Source organism: Clostridium sp. MF28 (genome assembly GCF_002969175.1).
In the GTDB taxonomy this organism is placed as follows: Bacteria; Bacillota; Clostridia; order Clostridiales; family Clostridiaceae; genus Clostridium; species Clostridium beijerinckii.
Genome location: NZ_CP014331.1, coordinates 5,056,541 through 5,080,528 on the forward strand (window position 1 = coordinate 5,056,541; position 23,988 = coordinate 5,080,528).

At 30.3% G+C, this 23,988-nt stretch carries 18 protein-coding genes, 1 pseudogene, 1 riboswitch and 1 other annotated feature; of the genes and pseudogenes, 17 read left to right on the top strand and 2 right to left on the bottom strand.

The features are described 5' to 3' along the window. Nucleotides 1-37: 37 nt before the first annotated feature. Together AXY43_RS22235 and AXY43_RS22240 are read left to right on the top strand one after the other, a co-directional pair. The gene (locus AXY43_RS22235) at nt 38-1,267 is read left to right on the top strand and encodes a cell wall-binding repeat-containing protein (protein WP_105412170.1); all 1,230 of its coding nucleotides are present in this window, start codon (nt 38-40) and stop codon (nt 1,265-1,267) included. Nucleotides 1,268-1,340: 73 nt separating this feature from the next. Then, complete coding sequence (locus tag AXY43_RS22240) at nt 1,341-1,697, top strand: hypothetical protein (RefSeq protein WP_105412171.1); 357 nt, start codon at nt 1,341-1,343, stop codon at nt 1,695-1,697. 242 nt (nt 1,698-1,939) lie between these two features. Here AXY43_RS22240 and AXY43_RS22245 read toward each other — a convergent pair whose 3' ends face one another. Further along, nucleotides 1,940-2,974: a LacI family DNA-binding transcriptional regulator gene (locus AXY43_RS22245; RefSeq protein WP_023976261.1), complete on the bottom strand. Its 1,035-nt coding sequence runs from the start codon at nt 2,972-2,974 to the stop codon at nt 1,940-1,942. Between the two features lie 446 nt (nt 2,975-3,420). Here AXY43_RS22245 and AXY43_RS22250 point away from each other — a divergent pair, with 446 nt between their 5' ends. From AXY43_RS22250 to AXY43_RS22310, 13 genes are all read left to right on the top strand, one after another. Continuing rightward, entirely contained in the window at nt 3,421-4,713 is a 1,293-nt protein-coding gene (locus AXY43_RS22250; RefSeq protein ID WP_039773337.1) for an ABC transporter substrate-binding protein, read from the top strand. Nucleotides 4,714-4,875: 162 nt separating this feature from the next. Then, nucleotides 4,876-5,916, top strand: coding sequence for a carbohydrate ABC transporter permease (locus tag AXY43_RS22255; RefSeq protein WP_105412172.1), 1,041 nt, complete (start codon nt 4,876-4,878; stop codon nt 5,914-5,916). Then, on the top strand, nt 5,916-6,773 hold the full coding sequence (locus tag AXY43_RS22260) for a carbohydrate ABC transporter permease (RefSeq protein WP_077868650.1): 858 nt from the start codon (nt 5,916-5,918) through the stop codon (nt 6,771-6,773). The genes AXY43_RS22255 and AXY43_RS22260 overlap by 1 nt, the downstream gene beginning before the upstream one ends. A 120-nt stretch (nt 6,774-6,893) precedes the next feature. Next, entirely contained in the window at nt 6,894-9,266 is a 2,373-nt protein-coding gene (locus AXY43_RS22265; protein WP_105412523.1) for a glycoside hydrolase family 31 protein, read from the top strand. 34 nt (nt 9,267-9,300) lie between these two features. Beyond that, the gene (locus tag AXY43_RS22270) at nt 9,301-10,965 is read left to right on the top strand and encodes an alpha-glucosidase (RefSeq protein WP_105412173.1); all 1,665 of its coding nucleotides are present in this window, start codon (nt 9,301-9,303) and stop codon (nt 10,963-10,965) included. 218 nt (nt 10,966-11,183) lie between these two features. Beyond that, a complete protein-coding gene (locus tag AXY43_RS22275; protein ID WP_017211448.1) occupies nt 11,184-12,071 on the top strand; it encodes a DUF1002 domain-containing protein in 888 nt (295 codons plus the stop codon). A 131-nt stretch (nt 12,072-12,202) separates the two neighbouring features. After that, nucleotides 12,203-12,260, top strand: a sequence feature (sodium ion sensor (DUF1646 type); this cis-regulatory element may regulate processes involved in with the transportation of sodium ions). 123 nt (nt 12,261-12,383) lie between these two features. Beyond that, complete coding sequence (gene nhaA / locus AXY43_RS22280; RefSeq protein WP_105412174.1) at nt 12,384-13,580, top strand: Na+/H+ antiporter NhaA; 1,197 nt, start codon at nt 12,384-12,386, stop codon at nt 13,578-13,580. Nucleotides 13,581-13,764: 184 nt separating this feature from the next. Beyond that, complete coding sequence (locus AXY43_RS22285; protein WP_011968779.1) at nt 13,765-13,971, top strand: alpha/beta-type small acid-soluble spore protein; 207 nt, start codon at nt 13,765-13,767, stop codon at nt 13,969-13,971. A 601-nt stretch (nt 13,972-14,572) separates the two neighbouring features. After that, complete coding sequence (locus AXY43_RS22290) at nt 14,573-14,938, top strand: ArsR/SmtB family transcription factor (protein WP_011968780.1); 366 nt, start codon at nt 14,573-14,575, stop codon at nt 14,936-14,938. Nucleotides 14,939-14,960: 22 nt separating this feature from the next. After that, complete coding sequence (locus AXY43_RS22295; RefSeq protein ID WP_105412175.1) at nt 14,961-17,381, top strand: heavy metal translocating P-type ATPase; 2,421 nt, start codon at nt 14,961-14,963, stop codon at nt 17,379-17,381. Nucleotides 17,382-17,507: 126 nt separating this feature from the next. Beyond that, entirely contained in the window at nt 17,508-18,200 is a 693-nt protein-coding gene (locus AXY43_RS22300) for a Crp/Fnr family transcriptional regulator (protein ID WP_105412176.1), read from the top strand. A gap of 39 nt (nt 18,201-18,239) precedes the next feature. Continuing rightward, on the top strand, nt 18,240-18,560 hold the full coding sequence (locus AXY43_RS22305) for a rhodanese-like domain-containing protein (protein ID WP_011968783.1): 321 nt from the start codon (nt 18,240-18,242) through the stop codon (nt 18,558-18,560). 74 nt (nt 18,561-18,634) lie between these two features. Further along, the gene (locus AXY43_RS22310) at nt 18,635-18,994 is read left to right on the top strand and encodes a C-GCAxxG-C-C family protein (RefSeq protein ID WP_023976252.1); all 360 of its coding nucleotides are present in this window, start codon (nt 18,635-18,637) and stop codon (nt 18,992-18,994) included. Between the two features lie 81 nt (nt 18,995-19,075). Here AXY43_RS22310 and ablB read toward each other — a convergent pair whose 3' ends face one another. Continuing rightward, nucleotides 19,076-19,942, bottom strand: coding sequence for a putative beta-lysine N-acetyltransferase (gene ablB, locus AXY43_RS22315; RefSeq protein ID WP_023976251.1), 867 nt, complete (start codon nt 19,940-19,942; stop codon nt 19,076-19,078). Between the two features lie 202 nt (nt 19,943-20,144). Next, a riboswitch (cyclic di-AMP (ydaO/yuaA leader) is annotated at nt 20,145-20,279 on the bottom strand. Between the two features lie 276 nt (nt 20,280-20,555). Here ablB and AXY43_RS22320 point away from each other — a divergent pair. Both AXY43_RS22320 and AXY43_RS22325 read left to right on the top strand, forming a co-directional pair. Continuing rightward, nucleotides 20,556-22,384 (top strand): annotated as a pseudogene (locus tag AXY43_RS22320) (S8 family peptidase). A gap of 174 nt (nt 22,385-22,558) precedes the next feature. Then, complete coding sequence (locus tag AXY43_RS22325; protein WP_105412177.1) at nt 22,559-23,773, top strand: N-acetylmuramoyl-L-alanine amidase family protein; 1,215 nt, start codon at nt 22,559-22,561, stop codon at nt 23,771-23,773. Nucleotides 23,774-23,988 lie beyond the last annotated feature (215 nt).

Below are 23,988 nucleotides of genomic sequence, written 5' to 3' on the forward strand. Positions count from 1 at the left end.
TCATACTATATATTAAAAAGTTTTAGGAGAAAAATCAATGAATGATGCTTTGAAAAGTTGCCCTTTTACACTAAATACTACTAGAATTTGTGCTTATGATGAATTAGATACTTCTATAGAAATATCTAAAATTGGTTTTAATAATATGAAACCAAATGCTGTGATTTTAGTCAATAAAGATGAAGTTTTTGATGGAATTGCAGCAACATCCTTAGTTCATTTTCCAATTAATGCATCACTTTTGTTTACTGATGGTAATAGTTTAAATGAAAAAACTTTGGGAGAAATTGAGAGATTATCCCCTAAGGGATATAATGGGGTACAAGTAATTTTAGTCGGTAATATTTCTAAAAATGTATCTTTTGCATTAAACGATCATGGTTATAGAACAAAGCATATATCGGGTCGCAATTATTATGATACTGCATGCATAATATCTAGGATAAGAAAAGAATTTAATAATATTCTTATAATTTCAGGGGAAGATTATTCAGAAGGAATTATTGCGGGGTATTGGTCTGCACATCATGGAGATCCTATTCTATTTGTACAAAGAAACAGAATTCCTAATTGTACTATTGATGCAATCAAGAAAATGAATGATATCAATATTTATATAATTGGTTCAACTAAAACAATATCAAAAGATGTTGAATACTATTTGTCGGGATTAGATAATGTTAAAAAGGTAGACAGAATTGGCGGGGAAAATCCATACGAAATAGCAGTTAATTTTTCTAGATATAATGATACGAAAACTGATTTTGGGTGGGGACGAAATTATAGAGGAGGTCATGCTTTTACGTTTGGACAACTTAATGAGCCAATGAAAATTATTGCTAGTGTAGTATTTGCTCATATGGGAAAACATACTCCGCTTCTTTTAATTGAAAAAGATAAAATACCAGAAGTGGTAAATAGATATATTAACTTAATTAAACCTATACAGCCCAAAGGAATGCCAAAGCCTCCATTTATGCACGGTTTTATATTAGGGGATATTTCAAATATAAGTTATAAAGCACAAAAAATGATTGAAGGAATGCTTTCTATTGATCAGCACATGATGGATAATGAAAATATGGAAGGTGTGACGGGGAAAATGAAAGATAATGTTATGAATGCTGATAAAGAAAATATGATAATAAATAATGGTATGCAAGATATGAATGAAAATATAAAACATGATTCTATATATGACAAGGATTATATATTTGAATGGAGGAATTTGGGCTATAGAAAAGTTAATGTAGACGAAATACTATAATTTTGGGCTATAAATTATCACAATCCTTCTTGGTTTTGAATAAAATAATATTTGGAAGGAGATGGTTTAAAGAATGGATGTAGAAAAAGATAACTACAGAGATTTAAGAGGCCTATATGATAATTGCAAAAAATACATGTATTACGGAGCAACTTTAATAATGACAGATGGAAGTACATTTGATGGAATTATTGAAAATGTAGATGGAGATAATGTTTCAGTATTAATCGGTGAAGACGTAATAGAGAAAGAGAGTGAAGGAAACTCTAATCAGCAAAGGCAATATGGAAGATATGGTTATAACCCTAGATTTAGACGTTACAGACGTAGAAATTTCCCACTTGCTGCTTTGGCAGAAGTAGCTTTGCTGCCTTATATCGCTCCGCCAGTACCTTATCCTTATTATCCGTATCCTTACTATCCTTATTAGAGATATACTTAAAGAAGAAGCCTAATAGATAAAATATATAATCTTGTCAGAAACAGGTGTATTTATAATATTGTGTAGGCAATTGTTTAATAAGAACAATTGCCATTTGTACTAATAAGCATAATGCAGGATTCAACAAATATCTATATTTTTAAAAATTATTATAACCATTAGATTTATTTAAAAAATGAGCTAAATAAATAGTTTAACGTGAACTATTTGATGTTTTCTAAGTTTGCCAGCTATTTTAAATTAGATAATTGTCCAACAGATTGACGTTCGACTAATTCTACATCTAAAGTTATTTTGTTGTTTGATACAGAACCCTTTTCGATATACTCTATGAGTAGATCTACAGCTTTTGTTGCTTTAGACTCTATATCCTGAGAAATAGTAGTGAGTTTTGGCGTAACATAAACGGATGGTAGAAGATTATCAAAACCAATAACTGATAAATCATTAGGAACAATTTTTCCATTTAATTTAGCACCTTCAATTATACCAATTCCCATAATATCAGCCGTTGTAAATACAGCAGAAACATCAAATTCTTTATTACATATAGACCTGCCTAAATTGATACCAACTTCGTAGTTAGGTTCTACGTCGACTATGAGACTTTCATTAAACTCAATATTAGATTCTAATAAAGCATCTTTATAGCCTTCAAGTCTTTTTATAATCTGAGGAATTGGGATACCATCTTTATGACATGGCCCTGCAAATAGAATTTTCCTATGTCCATTATTTATAAGATAGCGAGTAGCTATATAACCGCCTTTATAATCATTTATACCTACACTTATTATGTTATCAATTTTTGAATAACTATCTAGAAATACCATTGGAAGTTTATTTTCCTTTAATATTGAATAGATAAGATTGTCATAGTCAGGCATTAAAAATATAGCACCATCCATATTCCAATTTTTAAGCAATGCAGATATATCTGAAACATCCTTAACTGAGCGAACCATTAAATAGTATCCGTTTTCACGAACTACATTTTGTATAATGCCAAATAATTCACTAATATAAGGATCTTTAAATAAATTATTAAACGAACCTTTAATGGGAACTATAACTCCTATAATTTTAGAGGATTTAGCTGTCAAGCTTCGTGCAGTTAGATTAGGAACATAATTATATTTTTGTATTATCTTTTCTATTTTTTCTATAGTCTTTTTTGATACTTTTGAATGATTTCCATTTATTACATTTGATACTGTCATGATACTGACACCAGCTTCAGCTGCGATATCTTTTAGTGTAACCATAATTGCCTCCTAGTTTACCGATATACTATTATGAAGATAAGTGTATATAGATAATATTAATATATATTACATATTATTGCAATGAGAGCATATGCATTAATCATAAGAATTAACGTATGGGAAAGATACCTCATGACCTTTAAATATAAGAAAAGTAAAGTATTTAAAGTAGGTTTAATCACTAGGTTTACGAGATATTAAATACTTGAATAAACAAAAGAAAAGTACTAAGAATTCTTAAGTTATTAAATTAGATATATATAATAGTAAATATAAAAAATGTAGATAATTGAGGTAAAAATGCTTATGAAAACGATTGACAGAAAAAAGAAACAATGTTAATCTTATGATATAGTTTAGCGCTAAACATAATGACTCGAAGATAGGCATAATAATGTAAATATAAATCATATTAATCTAAATAAATGTATATGAGGTGAAAAGATATGAGGAAAAAAGTGTTAGCAGCATTACTTGCAAGTGCTATGGTAATTGGTTCTTTATCAGGCTGTGGAAGTAGCTCGAGTCAAGCTAGTTCTGATTCTAAAACATCAACTGGGAATAGTGAAGCAATTCGCTTCGTAAATACGAAAATTGAGATTGACAAGCCACTAAAAGAATTTGCAAAAAAATATCAAGAGAAAACTGGACAAGAGGTAGATATTGAATCTCTTGGAGGTGGAGTAGATGTTAATGGACAGTTAAAGAATTATTTAGCAGCAGGAAATATGCCAGATATATATGCGTTTGGACCAGATTCGTATGTTTCATTTAAAGATTATTTAACAGACTTAAGTGATCAAGAATGGATAAAAGATACTGATTTTGCATTTAAGGGTGATGACGGTAAGGTGTATGGATTTCCATTTGCTATTGAAGGTATTGGATTAGTGTATAATGCAGATATATTGAAGAAGGCTGGGATTGATCCAAAGACTTTAACAAACATCAATGCTTATAAAGAAGCGTTCAAAAAAATTGATGGAATGAAAGATCAGTTAGGTATTCAAGCGGTTGCATCAGTAGCAGCAGAATCAGGACAAATGTATTGGTCAACTGGTAATCATATCATGGGGGCTTATTTATCAGAAGGACTAGATAGAAAAGATAAAAAATATATTGATATGTTGAATAAAGGACAATTGGACGACGAGCGTTTTGGGGAATTTGCTGACTATGTAAAATTATTATTTGATTATGCAGACAAGACTGTTTTAATATCAGGTACTTACGATGATCAGTTAGCATTATGGGCAAAGGGAAAAACAGCTTTTATTACTCAAGGAAATTGGATAGATCCTTCTTTAGCAACATATGATGTGAAGTTTGATTGCGGAATTGCGCCACCAGCATTTACTACAAAAGATACCCCAGGTATTTTAGCAGATGCGCCAGCTTATTGGGGGATTTATAAAGATAGTAAAAAAATAGATGCGTGCAAAGAATTTCTTAAAGCTTTTGTCTCTACAGAAGAAGGGCAAAAATGTTTGATAAAAGATAGTGGAATGGTTTCACCATTTAAGACAAGCACTATTGAACCAGACTTACCTTTAGCAAAGAGCGAGAGCAATTATATTAAAAATAATCAAACTTATGCATGGGATTGGACACATATGAAAGATGGTATTGCAATGAATTCTACAGGACCTGTTTTTGAATTATATGCTAAAGGCCAATTAGATAAAGATGGATTTACAAAAGCAATGAAGAAAGCAGTTGCAGATTATATGGCAAAATAATAACTGTAGTATAAATTATATAGGTTACTTGCAAATAGAGTAGCCTATATTAATTCTATTTTTCGTACAGGTGAAATATTAAAAGGGGGGAAAGCATAAGCGCAAAGTATGGGCAATTACAACAATGATTATAATAATCATTCAAGTTTAGGAGGAAAAAGCATGAATACAAATATAAAAAGATTGCTTTCAATCGGAGTAATGTTGTTTGGCATTTTAGCCATGGCTTTTGCACTATATCTAGATATTATGGGTAGTAAAAACACGATGCGTGGAACTATATTAATTGTAGGTGCTTTATTAGTAATCTTAGGCTTATATAGTTTTCCAACTAAGAAGCATAGAATGATAATTAATATACTATTTCTATTTCCATTGCTATTTACATTTTTTGTAACTGTGTTAATACCATTTGTATGCGGTGTTTTTTATTCCTTTACTAACTGGAATGGGATTAAATTTACGGAGTTTGTTGGATTAGGCAATTATATCAATATGTTTAAATCTGAGGACTACGTATATTCATTTATAGTGACCTTTATTTTTACAGTTGTTAATATGATTCTTGTAAATTCGGCAGCGTTTGCATTAGCACTATTTTGTACATCAAAAGTAAAAGGAAAAAATTTTTATCGTGCAGCTTTCTTTATACCAAATTTAATTGGTGGAATTGTGCTTGGTTATGTATGGCAGTTTATCTTTAATAAAGTATTCACAGTTGTGATAAATGGTAGTGCGTCTATGCTTACAAACCCTAATTTAGCATTAATGGCAATTCTAATAGTTAGCACTTGGCAATATGCAGGGTATATTATGATGATTTATGTTACAGGATTGCAAAATGTTCCTCAAGACATTCTTGAGGCATCTAGTGTAGATGGTGCAAGTGGATGGATTACATTGTTTAAAATTAAGATTCCAATGATTGCTAATACATTTACAGTTTGTATATTTCTAACATTGGTTAATTCGTTTAAGCAGTTTGATTTAAATTTAGCAATAACTAATGGTGCTCCTAGTAGAATTTTAAATGGAGATATAGTGCAATCAACAGAGTTTTTAGCTCTTAATATTTATAATACTGCAATTGGCAAAAATCAATATGCTCTTGGACAAACTAAGGCGGTTATATTCTTTATTATATTGGCAGTTGTATCATTAACTCAGGTATATATAAGTAAGAAGAAGGAGGTAGAAGTATAATGAAGTCGATAAAAACAAGAAGTATGATTGGAGAGATTATTGGAATTATACTTGCTCTTATAATTCTTTCACCATTTATTTTAGTGATTTTAAATTCAGCTAAAACAAGTGCAGATATTGTAATCAGCCCTCTTTCTATTCCTAATAAATGGGGACAGATGTTAACAAACTTTAAAAATGTAATACACAACGATAGCTTTAATTATTGGAAATCTTTTTTTAGTTCATTATTTATTACAATCGTTTCGTTGGCTCTATTGTCTCTTTTTTCATCCATGACAGCATGGGTACTTTGCCGAAATAAGAGAAAATGGTCTGGATTTATTTTTATGCTTCTTGTGGCAGCTATGGTTATACCGTTCCAAGTTGTTATGCTCCCTTTACTTTCTACATTCAGAAATATATCTAATTTCTTGGGAATTCAAATGCTGCAAAGTTATCAAGGTGTCATATTTGCTTACCTAGGATTTGGTGGAAGTATGTCTGTCTTTATCCTTCATGGTTTTATAAAAGGAATTCCACGGGAACTAGAAGAAGCAGCATGGATTGATGGCTGTAGCCCAGAAGGAACTTTTTTTAGAATTATTTTTCCTCTACTAAAGCCAGTTCAAATGACAATTTTGATTTTAAATGGAATTTGGATATGGAATGATTATCTATTACCATCATTAATGCTTGGGTTAAATGGTAAAATAAAAACTCTTCCAGTAGCAGTAAGTGCTTTTGTAGGATCCTACGTAAAGCAATGGGACTTAATTCTTTCAGCTGCATTTTTAGCAATGATACCAATTATCATCTTATTCTTATTTGCTCAAAAGCAAATAATTAAAGGCATAGTAGATGGTGCAATTAAATAAGTAATAAATTTATAAAATAATAGATAGTCGAAGTAAAAGATATTATTAATAAAAATCTTAAGTGGATTTTTGGGAATAAAAGCATTTTTAGAAAATGTTGAAACAATGGAGGTACTAGGTATGGGAAAATATCAGGAAGAAAAAATGAAATTTGGTAAAATGCTAAGTCATAAAATCGAAAATAACATAATCAATATTAGATTCCAAGAGAAAGCTGTTTTTATAAAAGTATTGAATTCGTATATAATTAATTTCTTTGTGCCTTTACATAGGGAGGAAAGAAATTCTAAAGCAGTTGGAAATTTAAAAGATGATTATTATGATTTTAAAGTTGAAAATATAACAAATGGAATTCAGATAATCACAGAAAAATTAGTTTGTAAGATTTATGATGAATTTAAAGTAGATATTTATGATAAGAGGGGAACATTACTGTGTGCAGATTATAGAGGTGAAAGTAAACCTTTTAAAAGAAGATATGGTGATTATATGCTTGCAGAATCAGAGGGGCATTCTCTTAGGGAAGAATCTGATTACAAGGTATATGTATCAAAAAGAATGGAAGAAGAAATGTATTTCTATGGTTTTGGAGAAAAGACAGGGCATTTAAATAAAAAAGGATATCATTATGTAAATTGGAATACAGATAATCCAAAGCCCCATGGAGAAACGTTTGATAGGCTTTATAAATCAATTCCATTTTTTGTTGGATTGAGCAAAGATAATGCATTTGGAATATTTTTTGATAACCACTTTGAGACTCATTTTGACATGGGAAAAGATAATTCTGAATATTATTATTTCGCTGCAGTTGATGGGAATTTAGATTATTATTTTATTTATGGTCCATCAGTTAAAAATGTTATTAAAGGATATACTGAAATTACTGGGAAAATGCCTTTGCCACAAATATGGACTCTTGGTTATCAGCAATGCAGATGGTCTTATGACTCAGAAGAAAGACTCATGGAAATTGCAAGCACTCTTAGAGAGAAGGAGATACCTTGCGATACATTATATTTAGATATAGATTATATGGATGGCTATAGGGTATTTACGTGGGATAATGAAAAATTTCAGAATCCAGAAGCAATGATTAAAAAATTAAATGACATGGGATTTAAAGTAGTAACTATAATAGACCCAGGAGTTAAAGTTGATAAAGGATATAAGATCTATGACGAAGGACTCAGAAAAGGGTATTTTGCAACAGACAAGTCAGGTATAACATATGTAAATGAAGTTTGGCCAGGAGATGCTGTTTATCCTGATTTTTTAAATTCAAAGGTTAGAGATTGGTGGTCAGGAAATCAAAAGATAATGATAGATTCAGGTGTGAGTGGAATCTGGAATGACATGAATGAACCCGCAAGCTTTAGAGGGCCGTTACCAGATGATGTCATGTTTAATAATGATGGCATTACAGTTAATCATAAAGAAGCTCATAATGTATATGGTCATATGATGGCTAAGGCTACTTATGATGGAGTGAAGAAAGCAACTGGAAAGAGACCTTTTGTAGTAACAAGAGCGTGTTATGCAGGAACTCAAAAGTACTCAACTGTGTGGACAGGAGACAATCAAAGTACATGGGAGCACTTAAGAATGTCGATCCCAATGCTTATGAATCTAGGACTTAGTGGGATGGCTTTTTGTGGGACTGATGTAGGAGGCTTTGGATACGATTGTACTGGGGAATTATTAAGTCGATGGGTTCAAGTTGGAGCATTTACTCCACTTTTTAGAAATCATTCTTCTATGGGAACAAGAGATCAAGAACCTTGGGCATTTGATAAAGATACTGAGGAAATCAATAAGAAGTATATAAAATTACGATATAAGCTGATTCCATATATATACGACATGATGTGGGAGTGTAGTAAGAATGGAGCACCACTTATAAGGCCGCTTTTATTTAATTATCAGAGTGATAAAAATACCTATGAAATTAATGATGAGTTCCTTTGTGGAGATAATATTTTAGTTGCACCAGTTGTTGAGCAAGGATTAAAAGCTAGAAGTATATATCTTCCTGAAGGAGAGAATTGGATGGATTATTGGACAAAGGAAGAATATAAAGGTGGACAATATATAATTAAAAAAACTCCGTTAGACCTATGTCCGATATTTATTAAAGGAGGAACATTGATTCCAGTAGGGCAAGTACAAAATTATATTGGTGAAAAACAATCTAATTCATTAACTATAGAAGTTTATCTATCTAATGATAATTCTGATACCGAATATAATCACTATGTTGATGATGGAGAAAGTTTTAAATATGAATTAGGAGAATTTAATAATTATAAAATTAAAGTAGTCAATAAGGAGAAAATCGAAATAAAAATTGACTTGATAAATTATAGATATGATGACAAATATGAAAATATAGAATTCATCGTTCACAATTTAAATAAGAAAACGTTAGTCATAAATGGAGAAACAGTGGAAGTTATAAAGGGCAAGGCGTTTATAACTAATCCAGCAAGATAAATATATTCAATACTAATTTAGGAGGTTTTACGTTATGAAGAAATGGTGGCATGACAAGGTAGCATATCAAATATATCCAAAAAGTTTTTGCGATTCAAATGGAGATGGGATAGGTGATTTAAAGGGGATTATCAGTAAGCTTGATTATTTAAAAGACCTGGGAGTGGATATAATTTGGCTATCACCAATTTATTGTTCTCCTTTAGTAGATCAAGGTTATGATATATCTGATTATTATAATATTGATCCAAGGTTTGGAACTATGGAGGATATGGATGAACTTCTAAGGCAAGCAAAAAAAAGAAATATGTATATATTAATGGATTTAGTGGTCAACCACTGCTCAGATAAGCATGAGTGGTTTAAGAAAGCATTGGATGATCCAGAAGGAGAATATGCAGATTATTTCTATATTCGTGAAGGTAAAGGTGATAATCCTCCTTGTAATTGGCGCTCTTACTTTGGCGGAAGCGTATGGGAAAAGATACCTAATACCAATAAATATTATCTGCATTTATTTGCAAAAGAGCAGCCAGACTTAAATTGGGAAAATCCGAAACTAAAAAATGAAATATTTAAGATGGTTAACTGGTGGCTTAAAAAAGGATTAGCAGGTTTCAGAATTGATGCCATTATTAACATAAAAAAGGATTTGAGATTTCAAGACTTTCCAGCTGATAGAGAAGATGGACTTTGCAGTATAGATAGAATGTTAGAAGCAGCAGAAGGCGTAGGGAACATGTTACATGAGTTAAAAGAGAAAACCTTCGAAAAATTTGATGCATTTACAGTTGGAGAAGTTTTCAACAGAAAAGAAGGAGAACTTGATAAATTTATAGGTGAAGACGGATACTTCTCTTCTATCTTCGACTTTGAGATGGAAGTCTTGGGAAAAAGTGAATTTGGTTGGTATGATAATAAACCTTTCTCAATTAACGAGTTAAGAAAAGCTATTTTTAACAGTCAATTAGAGACAAGTGGAGTAGGTTTTAAGGCTAATATTATTGAAAATCATGATGAGCCTAGAGGCGTAAGTAGATATATTCCTGAACAAGGCTTAAATGATAGAAGCAAGAAAATGCTTGGGGCAATATCGCTTATGCTTAGAGGAATACCGTTTATTTATCAGGGACAAGAGATTGGAATGACAAATAACAAATTCAATTCCATAAAAGAATTTGACGACATTGCAACAATAGACCAATATAATGTAGCTATTGAAAAAGGATATAGTGATGAAGAAGCACTAAAAATTATAAATATATTTAGCAGAGACAATGCTAGAACACCGTTCCAGTGGAGTGGAAGTGAAAATGCAGGCTTTACAACTGGCAGGCCTTGGCTTAAAGTTAATGAAAATTATAAAGTTATTAATGCAAATGCACAAATTGAAGATGAGGAATCAGTATTTAATTTTTATAAGAAGCTCATAAATTTAAGAAAGTCAGAAGAATTTAAAGATGCCATAGTATACGGAGAATTCGTACCGACATTTGAGGAATATGATAACTTGTTTGCTTTTTATAGACAAGGAGAATCTAAGAAATTAATGATACTTGCAAATTACCAAAAGGAAGAGCAGATTATTGAGTTAGATAAACAATATGTTAAAGTGCTAATAAATAATTGTGAAGAAATAAAGAAAGATAAGAATAAAATCATATTGCAAGGATATCAAGTACTTATTCTTGAAGTTTAGTAAAGGTAATATGCTTACGGTATAAAATTGAATAAATATAATGGAATTCTCTCCAAAAGACCTGGAGAGAATTCTTTATTACATACTAAAATATTAATATAAAAGTAATATAATAATAAATAAAACTTAATTATTTTTGTGCTATAATGAACGGGAATAAAGGAAATTAAATTTTTGGACATAATTTATAGCATAATAATATAAGGAGAATAGAAAATATGAAATTCAAATCATTTATATCAAAAGCAATTATTTCATCTTTAACTTTGAGTTTGTTTTTTACTTCAGTTACAGGAAGACAGGCGTTTGCAGATTCATTTAAATCTGTTACGTTAGGAGCTGATTTAAGCGATGCTCAAAAGGCAGAAATGTTAAAATATTTTGAAGTAACAAAAAGTGATGCTAATGTATTAGAGGTAACATCAAAGGAAGAACATTCATATTTAGGTAAAGTTGCAACAGAAGCTCAACTTGGTAATAAAGCAATATCATGTTCTTATGTAGAACCGACTGAAAAAGGAGGAATAAATGTTACTACAAACAATCTTACTTGGGTTAATGACGGCATGATAAAAAATGCATTGATTACAGCAGGAGTAGAAAATGCAAATGTAAAAGCATCTGCACCATTTAAAGTATCAGGAACTGCTGCACTTACAGGAATATTAAAAGGATTTGAAAATAGTAGTACAGGAAAAAAGATTGATGAAAATAAAAAAGAAGCAGCTAATGAAGAATTGGTTACTACAGGAGATATCGCAGAGAAGATAGGGCAAAATGATGCTAGTAATTTAATGAATGACATAAAAAAAGATGTAGTAAAGGAAAAACCAAAAACAGATGAAGAATTAAATAAGATAGTAGATAAGGCTGTTAAAGACTATAAAGGCAATTTATCAGATGATGATATAGCTAAAATTAAAGATGTAATGAGTAAAATAAATTCATTAGATCTTAACTATAATAATTTAAAAGCGCAGATGGATGATGTAACGAATCAATTAAAAGATAAGCTAACAAGCAAAGAAGCACAAGGTTTTTTTGATAAGTTAGAAAAAATGTTCTCTGACTTTTTAAGTTCAATTAAAGGTGCATTTTCTAAGTAACAGATTAAAAGTTTATATTGGTATAATTTAGTTAAAGTAAGAAAATGTGAATTTTAGTTACCATTCTTGAGTATTATAGTAACATATGATATAATTATTAATAAGAAATAAATGAATATATTAAGTTGTACGGTTGGGCAAATTTTATAATTTGCTTTCAAGCAATTTTAGTTTCTGGGGTGGGAAACTCTTTTTGAGTATTTCCACCTCTTTTTTGTATAGAGTTTTAATAAATCAATGGTTAAATAAGAAATTAATATCTTATTTTTGCTGATTTTTGGGAATAAATAATTATGTGAAGGAGAGTAAAGTATGAAAAACAAAATTAAAATTAAAAATCCATTCTTGCAATTCTTTAAGAATGAGTCTTCGAGTGGGATAGTGCTGCTGTTTTGTGCAATTATTGCAATAATAATTGCAAATTCAAATTTTTCTAGTATGTATAATAATATAATTCATACTTATATAACTATTGGGTATAAGGATTTTTCTTTATCTATGTCAATTTTGCATTGGATTAATGATGGGTTGATGGCTATATTTTTTTTGGTAGTTGGAATGGAGATAAAAAGAGAAATAGTATTTGGAGAACTCAAGTCTTTTAAAAAAACTATACTGCCTGTATCAGCAGCTATAGGTGGGATGGTCGTACCAGCTATAATTTATGCGCTATTCAATTTCAACCAACCAACTATAATAGGATGGGGAATTCCAATGGCTACAGATATCGCGTTTGCATTAGGAATACTTTCTTTGGTTGGTAAAAAGGCACCAAAAGGAATAATAATCTTTCTTACAGCATTAGCTATAGTTGATGATTTGGGAGCTATTATAGTAATTGCTATATTTTATACAAGTGAAATTTCATGGATTGCATTAATCATAGGTTTGATTATTTTTTTAGCGATAATGTTGGCTAATAAACTCAATATTAAGAATAAATGGTTATATATTATTTTTGGAATTATATTATGGATTTGTTTCTTAAAATCTGGAGTACACGCGACAATTGCTGGAGTATTACTTGGAATGGGATTACCTATCGGAAAAAATATGGAGGAATTTAGAACATCAATTTTATATAGATTTGAGCATGTCCTAACGCCATTATCTTCATTTATAATTATGCCAATATTTGCATTAGCGAATTCAGGCATAACTATAGATATTAATAGTTTATCAGCAGCAATAATGAATCCAGTCAGTCTAGGTATAATTTTTGGATTATTTATAGGAAAACAAATTGGTATTTTTGGGGCTTCGTATATTTTAGTGAAATTAAAAATTGCAAAATTGCCATCTAAAGTAACTAAGAGGCATTTATATGGAGCAAGTGTACTTGGCGGAATTGGATTTACTATGTCACTTTTTGTTTCATCCTTGTCATTTACAGAGGAAAGTGCTTTATCTATGGCTAAAATAAGTATTATAATAGCCTCTGTTTTATCTGCTGCATTTGGAGCTGTAATATTTAAAATAATAAAATTTAAAAGTGAAGAGCAAGTGTAATATAAATTTCATGAAAAATTAGAACTTATTTTTCTAAAAATAAAGGCAAAGGAAGAATAGTTAAAGTTTTGTAATACAAGCCATCTGTGCTAGTTTTGTTAAGATTTTTATAGGTTATATTTTGTGATAGTGGTTAAGATATTACTGCCAAACAAAATCAAAAATTTAAGGGAGGTAGATTTATATGGCTTCAAAAAATAGTGGAACAAACAGAACATTAGTACCAGAAGCAAAACAAGGATTAAACAGATTAAAAACAGAGGTTGCTTCAGAAGTTGGATTAAGCAATTATGAAAGCATGGATAAAGGAAACCTTTCTTCAAGACAAAACGGTAGCGTTGGTGGAGAAATGGTAAAAAGAATGATAGAAAGCTATGAACAAGGACTATAGAAGATAAATAAAAGCAGATGTACTGAGTTTATTCTCAGTACATCTGTTATTTAGATTACATACATTCAAAGTAAAAAGTAAAATTTTACTTTAGCAACGAGTTCCTTTATTAATGATAAATTTAACTTTTAATAATTATATATATTGCAAAAATAATTCGTCATCATAATTCTAAAGATATTATAAGAATCTTAGCAGTAATTGTGAATTTTGAAATGAGCATTGTAAATTGCGATATATATGAGTATATAATTTTATATAACTTCGGCATAGTATGTAAACAATAAGTATTGAGCTTATTGTTTTTTTATTCTTTAGGAATTTATATTCCAGTGAAATCTGTGGATGACTTAAAAAGGTTGATTAAATAGTTTGGGTATTTTAAAAAGAATAAAAAAGAAAATATATTCGCCTGCCAGATTTTTCTCACATGCGTTCGAAAAGGCAGATGCGTAAAAAAATCTCCGGCTCCACAGTCGCCTGTGATTTTTTATTGGAAAGGCTGAAAATTATTCTCATTTCTATTGACAAAATAAAGTAATGTCGAATATAATAAACATATGAACAGATATTCATATGTTCAAACGAAGAGGTGAAGAGTATGGAAAATAATAATATTGAAGTTTGTAACTGCACTATAATTCATGAAGATATAATTAATAAGGTTAAGGAATCTATACCAGAGGAAGAAACACTTTATGATTTAGCAGATTTATTTAAAGTGCTTGGGGATTCAACAAGAATAAAAGTATTATGTGCATTATTTGAGGCTGAAATGTGTGTCTGTGATATAGCAGCATTGCTTGGCATGACTCAATCTGCTATTTCACATCAATTAAGAGTTTTAAAACAAGCAAGATTAGTGAAATATAAAAGAAATGGTAAGGTAGTCTACTATTCACTAGATGATGAACATGTTAAAAGTATTTTTGATCAAGGGTTGATTCATATATCTGAGAAAAAATAAGTTTTAGATTGGGGGAAACATTATGGCAAGCAATATAAAAATAGCTAGTGGTCCTGTTAACGCAAAATTATCAAAGAAAGATAGTATAAAGAAAGTAAAGAAGGAATTTATCTTAGAAGGACTTGGATGTGCCAATTGTGCAGCTAAAATAGAACAAAAAATAAATGAATTAGATGGAGTTAATTTTGCCAATGTAAATTTTCTTACTAAAACTTTAATATTAGAAACAAATGAAGTTAATAAATTAGAAGAGCTGATAGGAGCAGTAACTAACATTGTAACTAATATTGAATCTCATGTTAAAGTTGTAGAAAAGGTAACAGAAAAAATTTTGAAAAAAGAAATTTTACTTGAAGGATTATGCTGTGGTAACTGTGCTGCAAAAATCGAAAGGGAATCAAATAATATAGATGGTGTGAAATCTGCACTAGTGGACTTTATATCAACAAAGCTTATTATAGAGATGGAAGACCCAGCAAAAGAAAATGCCATTATTGATAATGTTAAACGAATTGTCAAAAGAATAGAACCAGATGTTAATGTTGTTGAAATTGATGGAATAGCTATGAGCAAGAATGAAAAAGTTGAAGAGGATAATGATAAGTTGGAAATTATAAGATTAGCTATTGGTGCTATAATTTTTGGAGCCGCTACTATTTTTAAATTTTCAAATTATATAGAATTATTATTATATCTAATAAGCTATATTCTTATAGGTGGAGAAGTGGTCTTAAGAGCTCTAAAAAATATAGCTAAAGGTCAGGTATTTGATGAGAATTTCTTGATGACTATAGCAACTATTGGTGCTTTTGCAATAGGCGAATATCCAGAAGGAGTTGCAGTTATGCTTTTCTACCAAATAGGAGAAATGTTTCAAGATATGGCTGTTAATCGCTCTAGAAAATCCATCACATCACTTATGGATATAAGACCGGATTTTGCTAATTTAAAAATAAATAATGATTTCAAAAAAGTAGATCCAGAAGAAGTTAAGCTTGGAGATATTATATTAGTTAAACCAGGCGAAAAAGTGCCATTAGATGGTGAAATAATTGAAGGAAACTCTATGGTTGATACTGCTGCATTGACAGGTGAGTCTGTTCCTAGAGAAGTAGGGGTAGGAGACAGTATTTTAAGTGGAGTAATTAATAAAAATGGACTTTTAACAATAAAGGTAGAAAAAGAATTTGGAGATTCTACTGTTGCTAAGATACTGGATTTAGTTCAAAATGCAAGTGGAAAAAAGGCTCCGACAGAAAATTTTATAACAAAGTTTGCTAGATATTATACTCCTGCTGTTGTTTTTGCAGCTTTAGCACTAGCTGTAATACCACCAATTGTTATTGAGGGAGCAACATTCTCACAGTGGATTTATAGAGCATTAGCATTCTTAGTTGTATCTTGTCCATGTGCATTAGTTGTATCTATACCTCTAGGATTTTTTGGAGGAATAGGTGGAGCATCAAAAAATGGGATACTCGTTAAAGGTGGGAATTACCTTGAAGCATTAAATAATGTTGAAACAGTTGTGTTTGATAAAACAGGAACTCTTACAAAAGGAATATTTAAAGTGACAGAAATAAGGCCAGAAAATAATATTTCAAAAGATGAACTCATAGCTTGTGCGGCTTATGCAGAAAATTACTCAAATCATCCAATAGCAACTTCTATATTAAGAGCTTATGATAAAGAGATAATTACAGATAAGATAACAGGTTATGAAGAAATATCAGGGCACGGCGTAAAAGTTGTTCTAGATGGAAAAGAGGTATTTGCTGGAAACTACAAGTTAATGGATAAGGAGAATATATCTTATAACAAAGTAGATGAAATAGGAACTGTAGTCCATATTGCTATAGAAAAGAAATATGCAGGTTATATTGTTATTTCAGATGAAGTAAAAGAAGATTCATTAAAGGCTATAAAAGCTTTAAAAGAAATAGGCATTAAGAAGACAGTAATGCTTACAGGTGATAATAAAACTGTTGGAAGTAAAATTGCTAAAGAATTAGGTTTGGATGAAGTTCATGCTGAACTATTACCAGATCAAAAAGTAGAAGAGCTAGAGCTATTGTTTAAGGAAAAATCACCTAGAGGCAAGATAGTATTTGTTGGAGATGGAATAAATGATGCGCCAGTTCTAGCGAGGGCTGATATAGGTATAGCAATGGGCGGTGTTGGCTCAGATGCAGCAATTGAAGCTGCTGATGTAGTTATAATGACAGATGAACCATCAAAAATAGCTTCGGCTATAAAGATTGCAAAGAAGACTAGAACTATAGTAATGCAAAATATAGTTTTCGCATTAGGTATTAAATTGATAATATTGGCGCTTGTAGCTGTAGGTATGGGCACTATGTGGGAAGCGGTATTTGGTGATGTTGGAGTTGCATTGCTTGCAGTCTTAAATGCTATGAGAGCTATGAAAGTAGATAATATATAGTTATAGATTGGTGTAGTCATAATATTGCTATGACTACACTTTTTAAATGCAAATTTTTTTTCTTATGTGACTAAGTCACACAAATTTATTAAAAAAAAGAATATAATACAATAAAGGAGGGATGAAGTGAATAATAGAATTGAAATATCAAGTGGGAATAGGTTGGAATATATAAAATCTCTATATAAGGTATATCCGGTGTTATATGAGATTAATAAAAAGAATAATGAAGTAATAAACGAACAAGCTAATTTTAAAACTTTATATGCTGATGAATATGTAGAAGCTACAGAGAAAGCGTGTAAAGGGATATTATTTGTTATAAAAGGTGTAATAAAAATACAAAAAATTAATAAGAATGGTGAAGAAACTAACCTGTATAATATAAGCCAAGGTGAATTTTGTCATGAAGCCTTAAGCTGCTTATCAGATTTGGAATCATTAAATATAACAGGTAAGGCAATTCAAGATTCTAAGGTATGCATAATTCCTTTTGAAGTGGTTAAAAAATATTTTATTAGTGATAATGGCTTCTTATTATATATATATAAAGATTTGTATAATAAGTTTAATACTATCATAGGGAATAAAGAAGAAATTATTCATGAATCCCTTGAAACAAGGCTTATAAAATTGCTAATAAGCAAGAAAAGCAAAATAATTTATGCGACTCATAGTGAATTGGCTTTTGAAATTGATTCAGTTCGTGAAGTTATAAGTAGAAAGCTAAAGAATTTAGAAAAGCTTGGGTATATAAATTTAGAAAGAGGCAAAATAATCATACTTAAGGATTTAAATAAAATATTAAAAGACAATTAGAGATGAGAAATTAGGAAAGTATTTTAGGAGGAAGTTATAGTGTTTGAATTTTTAAAAAAAGATGATGGAAGAGTTATTAATGTAAATGAAATTGATGATCTAATAGGAAAAGTTGAATTGATTGATATAAGAGAAGAATATGAGTATAAAGGTGGAAGTATAAAAAGTGCCCAAAATATTCCTATGGGAGAGCTTTTAGATGAACCAGAGAAATACTTAAATAAAAGCAAAGAATACTATATAATGTGCCAATCAGGGGGAAGAAGTGCAAGAACGTGCAACAATCTAAGAAATCAGGGTTTCAAGGTTATAAATGTTGCAGGAGGAATGGGCTCTTATATAGGAAACAAAAGAAAATAAAGTACATAATACTAAGTAGTATAATTATTATTTTATAAATAGTAAATTATTTTGCTAGATTGAGGGGATATAACATGAAGAAAGTTATTGAATTTCATAAAGAAGGATATAATTGTGCAGAATCTATACTTAAAGCATTTAATGAGGATACAGGATCTGAAATTCCAATTGCAATAGCAAGTCCTTTTGGAGGAGGCATGACTATTGGAAGTACATGCGGAGCAATCACTGGAACTTTAATGGCGATAGGTGCATTAAAAGGAAGGAATAGCAGTGAAGAAAAAAATAATTCAAGAGTATTAACTAGAGAAATTATAAATAAAGTTAAAGAGAAGTATGGTACTCTTGAGTGTATTGAGCTTAAGAAAAAAGGTATAACTTGTGATGAAATCATAGAATATGCTTATAATATTTTGAATGAATATGCAAAATAGCATGATAAAAGAGGGGATTAAAAAATATTGTTTATTTGCTTCATGCAAATAAATAATATTTTTTACTATAATAAAACTAATTTAAAAGCTTGTACTATTTATGTTTTTTACCCAAAGGTTCATGTCTTCAAAGGTACCGCATATATTACAATTGTTTACTAGTCTGCCAGCAAAATTATAATTATGCTTACTTAGAACAAAGTTAATGCTAGGATTTATTGATCTAGATAAACTATATAAACAGAGAAAACCCTTAGTTTTTAAGTCTGATTCTAAAGAATAAATAATGTTTGATAATATTCCTATGCCTCTATAAGATGGATGAGTAGCACAGTCAGTTATTTCAGCATTCAAATTTTCTTTATTCATATCCGCTGAAGCTATGCTGATTATTTTTCCATTATATACGGCAACTTTGTATAGAACTTTATCATTCATTGTTTGTTTTAAATATTCTTCATCATAAATAGGTGATTGATAAGTTAAAAAAACGGTGGAAAACAAATCTATCATTTCTTTTATATCATTTTTATTTGCGTTTCGAATAAGGTATCCTAAATTATTTTTTTGATGCGCATATGTGTTCCTAACATTCTGACATTCTTTTATTAATAGTTCTTTTCTTGCAAAATTGCTGCAAACTTTTCTATCGCTATTAATAAAGTATGACATACAAAAAGCATCGTTACCTTTAAAATATCCATTGATCTTGCCTTCGGAATTGAATCCCGCATTAATAAAAGTTTCAAATGATTTAGTATCACAATTACAAATAATTTTACTTAAATGTTGTTTTGATGCAAAGTGAATTATTCTTTTCAAGTTTTGCATTGATATGGCATTAAAGTCAATTATTTTTATTCGCTTGTTAGGTAAATCTACTAATATTTTAGTCCGATCTATTTTTGCGTAAAAAGTATTATTTAATTCACATCTACTTGCTCTCATTAAATTGCTTTCTCCTTTTATCATAATGTATTACTTGAAGTTAGGAAAAAGTTTCTTAACTATAAGATATTTTTCCAGCCTCAAAAGTTTGTCCTAAGTTTAAGTTTATAATTATAAAAAAAATAATAAGCTATAGAGAAGTCTCTATAGCTTATAAAGCAATAATATTTATAGGCATACATAAAAAATATCAAAGTATACCAAAACTTCTCTTCTACGCTTACGAGATTAGCTGACGGATTCGGATTGAAGAAAATTAACCCTACTTATTATCGTGTAATAAGATTCACCCCAAAAAATGGTTCTCCCGTTCAAAGTGATTAAGCGTTACATATATCATTTTGTAATTATTAATATCTTATATATAAACATATCATTTTTAAATATTTGAGTCAATATATGTATAAGTCAATGTGCATTATTATGCAAATATAAATATTAATTAATCAATTATATATTATAAATTCTCCCTTTTACTTTATTTGTGAAAATGAAATAAATTTAAATAGTATAGGTTCGCATGCATTCGCTTGTGTTTTATTAATGTGTACTAAATGAATAAATTATATTTTACGGAAATATTATTAGATATAGCAATACTAAGGAGTTTAATGTGCCTAGTTTTAAAAAATGTAATTTATATTATGCTGGATTTCCTAATTATTTAGTGCAATATAGAGGAGATTTTCAGGGACAAATTGATAACATATCATATGCCTGTGGCGACAAAATTACTGATACAATTGCAGTAATCTCTATAGCACCAGAAGATTTAAACCGTTTAATGAAGGATGTTCCATCAATTCTTTATATAAATCCTAGAAGCAAATACGTACTACAAGAGGTCTCGCCATCAAGTGTAGATAATATCAATGCAATCAAAATTAATCCATACTTAGACTTAAATGGAAGAGGCGTGCTTATAGGTATGGTTGATAGCGGAATAGAATATTTAAATGAAGAATTTATAAGAGAGGATGATACTTCAAGAATAGTAAGTCTCTGGGATCAGACAGTACCAGATTCTACCGACACATCAGTTTATATTGGAAGAACATTTAGCAATGAAGAAATTACTAATGCAATCAAAGCTTATAGAAATAATCAAGATCCATATCTAATTGTCCCATCAAAGGATGAAGTGGGACATGGAACACAGATGGTGGTATTATTGGCGCAAGAGGTTATAATGCCGATGTTCAAGGCGTTGCATCAGGATGCGAATTTGTGATTGTTAAGCTTTTTGAATCTATAAATTTTAGAAACGAGCTTCAAGCAAATGGTATTCCTTATACACCAGTGTATAATGATTCAGAAGTTTTAGCAGCAATATATTATTTGCAAAGTGTTGCAGTAAGACTGAATAGACCTATGGTTATATATTTGGGTGTAGGTACAACCGAAGGCAGTCATGATGGCAATAATCTTCTTTCAAGGTATTTAACTTCTATTGGAAAACTTAGAGGTATTGTTACAGTTACTGGTGTCGGAAATGAAGGAGCGTCAGAAGGTCATACTTCTGGAGTCATAAAACAAACTGGGGATGTGGCTTCTATTGAGTTGAGAGTACCTAGAGAGATGAAATATTTTTCTTTCACAATCTGGTTGATAAAACCTAATAGGGCATCTATAAATGTTATTTCACCTAATGGAGAATCATCAAAATTTATTAAAGCAAAGGCAAATGAAATACAAAATGTTAATTTTGTATTTTTTAAGACTCAAATGACTGTAAAATATTATGTTCCTGAGCATTTCACTGGTCATGAAGCCATAGCAATTAGTTTTGATGGCATAAAAGCAGGAATATGGACCTTTCAGCTAAGGGGAGATTATATAACAGATGGTAGATATCATATATGGTTACCACCACAAAAAACATTGCCAGAAAATACGAGATTTCTTCAAGCAGATCCTTTTACTACATTGACAATACCATCTACGGCGCGAAGTGTAGTCACAACAGCTTATTATGGAAATGACAATGCTTTGGTTGCAGCATCTGGAAAGGGCCCTAATGTTAATACATATGTAGAAAACCCGGATATAGCTACTTTGGGGGCAGATATATTAGCAACGAATATAGGAGGCAAGACTACTACTGTTTCTGGCAGTTCAGTAGCAGCTGCTATAATAGCAGGAGCTTGTGCGCTTTTATTGCAATGGGGGATTGTTAATGGAAATGATAGAACTATGTTTGCAGCAAAAATCATAGCTTATTTAGTGCTTGGTGCAGATAGGAGCAATTTGGCTTATAGATACCCTACTAGAGAAATTGGATATGGATTTTTTGATTTACTAGGTACTTTTAATATAATAAGCAGAAGCTATAGAATGGATCTAGGCCTAGAAAATAAGTCAAGGGCAGATTGGAAAATAGGGAATAAGTATATTGAATACAGTGTAAAAGCATTATTTATAAGAATTCCTAAAGAAATATAAATGTTAAAAAACAATACATTTGTTTAAAATTGCACATTGAAATAAGAAAATATGTAATATGAAGAAAAAAAATCTATTTTACCAATTAAAAGGTACTGTAAATGGTACTTGATATTGTATTATATAGTGAACAGCATTGTTTGGTGCTAATACAATAATTTAGGGGGATATAATATGAATAGAAATATTAAAAGAATAGTTGCATTAACAATTGCGGCAACTGCCTTTAGTGCAATTGTACCAGCAACAAGCTTAACTTTAACTACAACAGCTTATGCGTCAACAGGTGATTTATCAAGCATTAAATTAAAGACATCAGGCGGAAGCACAATAAAGACTTATAGTGATGATAATTATAAAAGTAAAAATGAAGTTGATGACAATGAGTTGAAAAATAATGAAACTTATTACGCTAAGACTTCATCTAGTAAAATAAAAATAAGTGTAAATGGCGCTGACTCAAGTAATGTTAGAATTTTTAAAGGAAGAACAAGTTCCACTAAAGGTGTAAAAACAGGCAGTACTATTGAACTATCCAAAGGATCAACAACAGTTCTTACAATAAGAACATATAACGATAATCCAGGAACGGTCAAATACAGTGATGATTCATATTCTAGTCAATACACTATTAGGGTGAAGTGTACAGCAAGTTCTTCTAGTGATGATGAAGATGATAATAAAGATGTGTATTTGAAGAGCATCTCACTTAGTGAAGGAGATTTGAGTTTTTCCAAAAATACCTCTGATTACAGTGTAAATGTTTCTGGATCTGTTGATGAAATTAAAATAACCGCAAAACCAGATTGTGATAGTGATGAGTATGATGATTATGAAGTAAGAATAGATGGAAGTATTGTAGATGAAAGCGATAAATTTAGAAAAACAGTATCTTTAAATAAAGGAAAGAATGATATAAAGATAACTGTTAAAAATGATGATGATAAGAGAACATACACATTGAATATTTATAGAGGTGGAAGTGGAAATAACTCTAATAGCAGTGATACACCATTGCCAACTAAGAATATTAAGGCAAATCAATGGGTACAGGTAAATGGAAGATGGCAATACAACGATTCTATGGGTAATTCAGTAAAAAATAATTGGATACGTAATTATTACTTACAATCAGATGGAAACATGGCCACAGGGTGGTTAAACTATGGATGTGCATGGTATTATTTAGGTGGCGACGGAGCAAAAAAAGCAGGCTGGCAATTAGTTAATGGTAATTGGTACTATATGGATTCGGAAGGAAGAATGCAAACAGGATGGATTAAGGATGTGTCCGGAAAGTATTATTACTTATATAGTAATGGAGCTATGGCATACAATACCACTATTGGTGGGTATAGATTAGGATCTAATGGTGCTTGGATTAAGTAGAATTCATAAAATGCTTAATGTAAAGTTTTTATTTAGAAATAGTGATAATCTAGTTGATTAATATATATAAATAAACTAATTATAATCTATACTTATGCGTATAACTCACCGAAATGAATAACATACTTTTGTTACAGTTTCTGGGCAATTCTGATGGGTGATTCTAAGTCTATAAAGTTGCATCCAAAGTGCTAGCCTCAAAGAACAAGCTTTGA

Coding starts and splice junctions, on each gene's coding strand:
- AXY43_RS22235 (WP_105412170.1), top strand. CDS start 38: ATGAATGATGCTTTGAAAAGTTGCCCTTTTACACTAAATACTACTAGA.
- AXY43_RS22240 (WP_105412171.1), top strand. CDS start 1,341: ATGGATGTAGAAAAAGATAACTACAGAGATTTAAGAGGCCTATATGAT.
- AXY43_RS22245 (WP_023976261.1), bottom strand. CDS start 2,974: ATGGTTACACTAAAAGATATCGCAGCTGAAGCTGGTGTCAGTATCATG.
- AXY43_RS22250 (WP_039773337.1), top strand. CDS start 3,421: ATGAGGAAAAAAGTGTTAGCAGCATTACTTGCAAGTGCTATGGTAATT.
- AXY43_RS22255 (WP_105412172.1), top strand. CDS start 4,876: ATGAATACAAATATAAAAAGATTGCTTTCAATCGGAGTAATGTTGTTT.
- AXY43_RS22260 (WP_077868650.1), top strand. CDS start 5,916: ATGAAGTCGATAAAAACAAGAAGTATGATTGGAGAGATTATTGGAATT.
- AXY43_RS22265 (WP_105412523.1), top strand. CDS start 6,894: ATGGGAAAATATCAGGAAGAAAAAATGAAATTTGGTAAAATGCTAAGT.
- AXY43_RS22270 (WP_105412173.1), top strand. CDS start 9,301: ATGAAGAAATGGTGGCATGACAAGGTAGCATATCAAATATATCCAAAA.
- AXY43_RS22275 (WP_017211448.1), top strand. CDS start 11,184: ATGAAATTCAAATCATTTATATCAAAAGCAATTATTTCATCTTTAACT.
- nhaA (WP_105412174.1), top strand. CDS start 12,384: ATGAAAAACAAAATTAAAATTAAAAATCCATTCTTGCAATTCTTTAAG.
- AXY43_RS22285 (WP_011968779.1), top strand. CDS start 13,765: ATGGCTTCAAAAAATAGTGGAACAAACAGAACATTAGTACCAGAAGCA.
- AXY43_RS22290 (WP_011968780.1), top strand. CDS start 14,573: ATGGAAAATAATAATATTGAAGTTTGTAACTGCACTATAATTCATGAA.
- AXY43_RS22295 (WP_105412175.1), top strand. CDS start 14,961: ATGGCAAGCAATATAAAAATAGCTAGTGGTCCTGTTAACGCAAAATTA.
- AXY43_RS22310 (WP_023976252.1), top strand. CDS start 18,635: ATGAAGAAAGTTATTGAATTTCATAAAGAAGGATATAATTGTGCAGAA.
- ablB (WP_023976251.1), bottom strand. CDS start 19,942: ATGAGAGCAAGTAGATGTGAATTAAATAATACTTTTTACGCAAAAATA.
- AXY43_RS22325 (WP_105412177.1), top strand. CDS start 22,559: ATGAATAGAAATATTAAAAGAATAGTTGCATTAACAATTGCGGCAACT.